The organism is Methanocalculus sp., assembly GCF_030651615.1.
In the GTDB taxonomy this organism is placed as follows: Archaea; Halobacteriota; Methanomicrobia; order Methanomicrobiales; family Methanocorpusculaceae; genus Methanocalculus.
In genome coordinates this window covers 1-3,527 of record NZ_JAUSCG010000128.1, presented here as the reverse complement: position 1 = coordinate 3,527, position 3,527 = coordinate 1, and the positions used below count along the sequence as shown (strand labels likewise).

The 3,527-nt window shown below is 55.1% G+C and carries 6 protein-coding genes; 1 reads left to right on the top strand and 5 read right to left on the bottom strand.

The features are described 5' to 3' along the window. The 5 genes from Q7V06_RS05625 to Q7V06_RS05605 form a co-directional block, all read right to left on the bottom strand. The coding region (locus Q7V06_RS05625) for a DUF4258 domain-containing protein (protein WP_304839291.1) at positions 1-285 on the bottom strand (285 nt) is incomplete at its 3' end. 234 nt (positions 286-519) lie between these two features. Further along, a complete protein-coding gene (locus Q7V06_RS05620) occupies positions 520-1,929 on the bottom strand; it encodes a type B DNA-directed DNA polymerase (RefSeq protein ID WP_304839288.1) in 1,410 nt (469 codons plus the stop codon). A gap of 26 nt (positions 1,930-1,955) precedes the next feature. Continuing rightward, a complete protein-coding gene (locus tag Q7V06_RS05615; protein WP_304839285.1) occupies positions 1,956-2,483 on the bottom strand; it encodes a hypothetical protein in 528 nt (175 codons plus the stop codon). After that, positions 2,470-2,697 (bottom strand): hypothetical protein, encoded by a 228-nt coding sequence (locus Q7V06_RS05610; protein ID WP_304839283.1) that lies wholly within the window; start codon positions 2,695-2,697, stop codon positions 2,470-2,472. The genes Q7V06_RS05615 and Q7V06_RS05610 overlap by 14 nt, the downstream gene beginning before the upstream one ends. Position 2,698: 1 nt before the next feature. Further along, the gene (locus Q7V06_RS05605; protein ID WP_304839280.1) at positions 2,699-3,202 is read right to left on the bottom strand and encodes a hypothetical protein; all 504 of its coding nucleotides are present in this window, start codon (positions 3,200-3,202) and stop codon (positions 2,699-2,701) included. Positions 3,203-3,294: 92 nt separating this feature from the next. Between Q7V06_RS05605 and Q7V06_RS05600 the strand changes: the two genes are divergently transcribed. Beyond that, positions 3,295-3,527: STAS domain-containing protein (locus Q7V06_RS05600; protein ID WP_304839278.1), on the top strand; the 233-nt coding region annotated here is incomplete at its 3' end.

The following is a 3,527-nucleotide window of genomic DNA, read 5'->3' as shown; positions in this document are numbered from 1 at the left end:
CCATTGATCAGGATTCGGTTCATATACAGTGATGATAATGATCTCTCCCTCATGTATATTGTATGCTCCGACTACATGGAGTGGTCGACCATTGACCTCTCCGAAAATAAGATAGCTTGGATATGGTCTGTCATCAGGATATTCTTCAATTATTCTTCCACACGCTATTACTTCACGCACTTCTGAATCGGAGATCCTGCGACTGAACATCTGGCGAAGGGCATGCACACGAAATATTAAACGATAGGGTATTTTTATATGATCCAAAAATATTTTATCTTCCACGTATTTCCCTCCAACTAATGGTACGTAACTGCTCTTAAAACCCAGCAGATACTATTCTCAATATCCCCTCATAAATCCATCCCCAGAATAATTCTTCGCTCAGAATACCTATTCTGCCCCTCAAGATGCATGATCTCTTCGGAGTGATCGAATCAGCCATTGGTATTGATACTCTATGGCGCTCCACAATAGGTATTCACCGGAAAGACGGAGGTGCAGAGGATATATTATTTCTCATAACCATCCCTCTTCGTCGACCATTGACCTCTTCTGAGAGAATACCGGGGTCACCTCTTCGTATGCCCGTTCAAGCAGCACCCGATAGTACGCAAGGTCAGCTCTCTTCGCCTCCCAGGGCGGATCTGCGATGAGCTCTCTTCCATCCCGCACCACATACCCGATCTCCATTCCTGCTTCAACAGCGACACCCGCCATTCCATAGGCACGAATCGCTGATCCTTCAATGCAGCGGTGCCGGTAATCGGTCCTGCCCACCCGCCGGGTGATGACGAGATCCTCCATTGCAGCAGTTGGCAGATCATCAATTGCCACCTGAAGCATCTCCCGCACCTCGCTGGCAAATCCTAAAAGATCACCCGCAGATGCCGCCCTCTCAAAGACTGTGAAGATCCCCTCCTGAAACGATCGTACATACGGGGGTGTATCTCTCCTCCGGGCGGCCATCCCCCGTACTTTCATGCCGCCGTCCAGAAGCCGCCCGAAGTACCGGTTGTATGCACCGGTCCCGTCTGCCATCGGGAGGAACGCGATCCACCGGTACCACTCGGACTCGGTTGGAATACCTGCCTCTCTCTCCGTCTCCCGAACAAACCGTTCGATATCGCCACCTGTCACCCAGAGTGAATCGACGATCCCATGGAGGACACGGCATCCCGCATCCTCTGCGATCTCTTTTGAGCGGATCAGGATCTCACGGGCATGCCGGGTGATCGCCTCATGCACCCCGATGCATCCGAACTTCGCGTTCCGGTACCCGGTATAACCGAAACTCGTGACCAGCATCCATTTCAGAAGGCTGTCCATCCCGGCATACCGTCTATCCTCCTTCTTCAGTGATTTCGTCCTGATACGGAGTTCAAGCACCGGAGCAAGCACCGATGCAAGGAAACCTTCCCTTTCCCTCCCTCTCACCGTCTCTGGTGAGAGGTTCTGGCCGACGATGATCGAAGGGTACATCGAGGTGAAATCGACCTGCACAACATCATCATACACCCCAGGGATCGGCTGAAAGATCATCCCGCCTTTATCCGCCTCCCTGAGTGCAGAGACGGGCCGACCCTCTTCTGCATCCCACTTCCGAAACGGCACCGCAATCCCCCGCCGGACCGCCTCATAGTTCTCGTAGCCTGAGATGATGGTACCCGGTGTGAACCGTGCAGTGAGGTTTGGGGAGAGGCCGGTTAACCGTGATGCAAGTATCACCCCCACAACCCCGCACTCACGGTACGTGAAGCTCCGGTCGCAGTCGATGAGGCACCGCCCCTCCGGAACCAGTGCCCCCTCCCGGTGGACCATCCTCCCGTAACTCCGGTATGACCGTGCCGAGAGGCGGCTGTACCTGCCGGTCCTGCTGATCCGAAGCAGAACTCCGTACTTCTCTGCAAGAGAGGTGATGACCGGCATCCAGTAGTCGGCATGGGGAAAGAGGATCAGATCGGGATTCGATCATCAACGCAACCGGCAAGTGCGGTCACCATCTCCTCTTCAGATCCGCTCACGTGCTTCCCATCAAGAACAATCCCGCTTATTCTCCGGCTCCGGTATGGGGGATCGGAGACACCGACCTCCATCACCACAAGTGTCCGGTCAAAGGAGGTGGCAAACCGGTCATCCCCCGGTACTGCACATGCGGTGATCCCATATTCGGCAAGGTACCGTTGTTCGGGCCGGAGATCGAGGTTATAGATCTTCGCACTATATCCGCTCTGCTCTTCGATCAGTTCGGCCACCTTTCGTGACGCAGCAATCGAATACCCCTCCTCCTCAGAGAAGACAGTCCTGACCAGACAGGAAGAGAGACCATACCGCTCTTCGAGTGCATCAAGCATATCGCGGTGGAGGTGGGGATCATCGAGGGTAAATAAGAAGGAAGGAGTATAACTGACCCGCCGTGACTCCCCGCCCCGGCCCCAGAACCGGAGGCATCCCCCCTCGAACGAGGCATCAAGGATCCACATCGCGCTCCTTCAGAAGCTCAATGAAGACCGAGAAGATCGCCGCCTCCAGCGGATCGTCGAAGGCATAGAACCCCTCGCCCGTATGTGCCCGTGCCATCGCAGCAAGGCGGGCGGCATAGGGTTGGTCCTCCTTCCTCAGTGCCCGGCCCGCCCGCTCCCACCTGCGGGCGATCTCATTGACCCCCTGCCGGACACTCCCGATGCTCCGCCCCATATCAGAACGCCTCCAGTGTTGCCTGACAAAGAGATCGCTTCTGTACCGTTCTCCTCTTCACCGGAACCTCTTCTGCAGCAAGGGTGATGATCTGATTGGCATATCCGGCAAGCACACCAAAGGAGCGATCGGGAACCGGCGTATACAGGATCACAAGTGACCCTGCCGATATCTCCGCAATAGTCTTTCCCACCGCCATCAGCACTCCCCCACCGGCCGACTCAAAGAGTGTCGGGTCATGCTCGATGAAGATGATTGTGTGGCTCGCATCTCTGAGGATGGTGAGGAGCTGGTGGGCAGTGAACGCACGCCGGACATCGAATGTGACTCTCCGGTCTCCGACACGGGTGAGGAGGCGTGACCCGTTCCCTGAGATATACAGAAACAGGTACCGCTTCAGCTCGGGCTGCCGTGCAAAAAGGCCGATAATCTCCTCCTCTGCAGCGATAACCGCAGCAAACATTCCGGTCCTGAGGGTGATATAGGGTGTCAGTCGGATCTCCATACCCTCTTATCTGGATACCCGGGGTATTGATGACCAGACCATGGGGTGTGAAAGTGAAGGGGAATTATTTATCCCTTCCTCTCTAAGCTAGCATGATAACGATGGATGTTGCAGTCTCACGACGTGATGGTGTTCTGGTCTTTGTACTGGATGGAAGGCTTGACGGACATGGCTCCGGTATCCTTGGCGATGCGATAAAGTCATCATTCCACGATGATGACAGAGCTGCTGCTGTTGATATGTCGTCTGTTGAGTACCTCTCAAGCGCCGGCATCCGCACCCTCCTCACCCTGGCAAAAGAGGTGAAACGGCGGGGTGGGGTGAT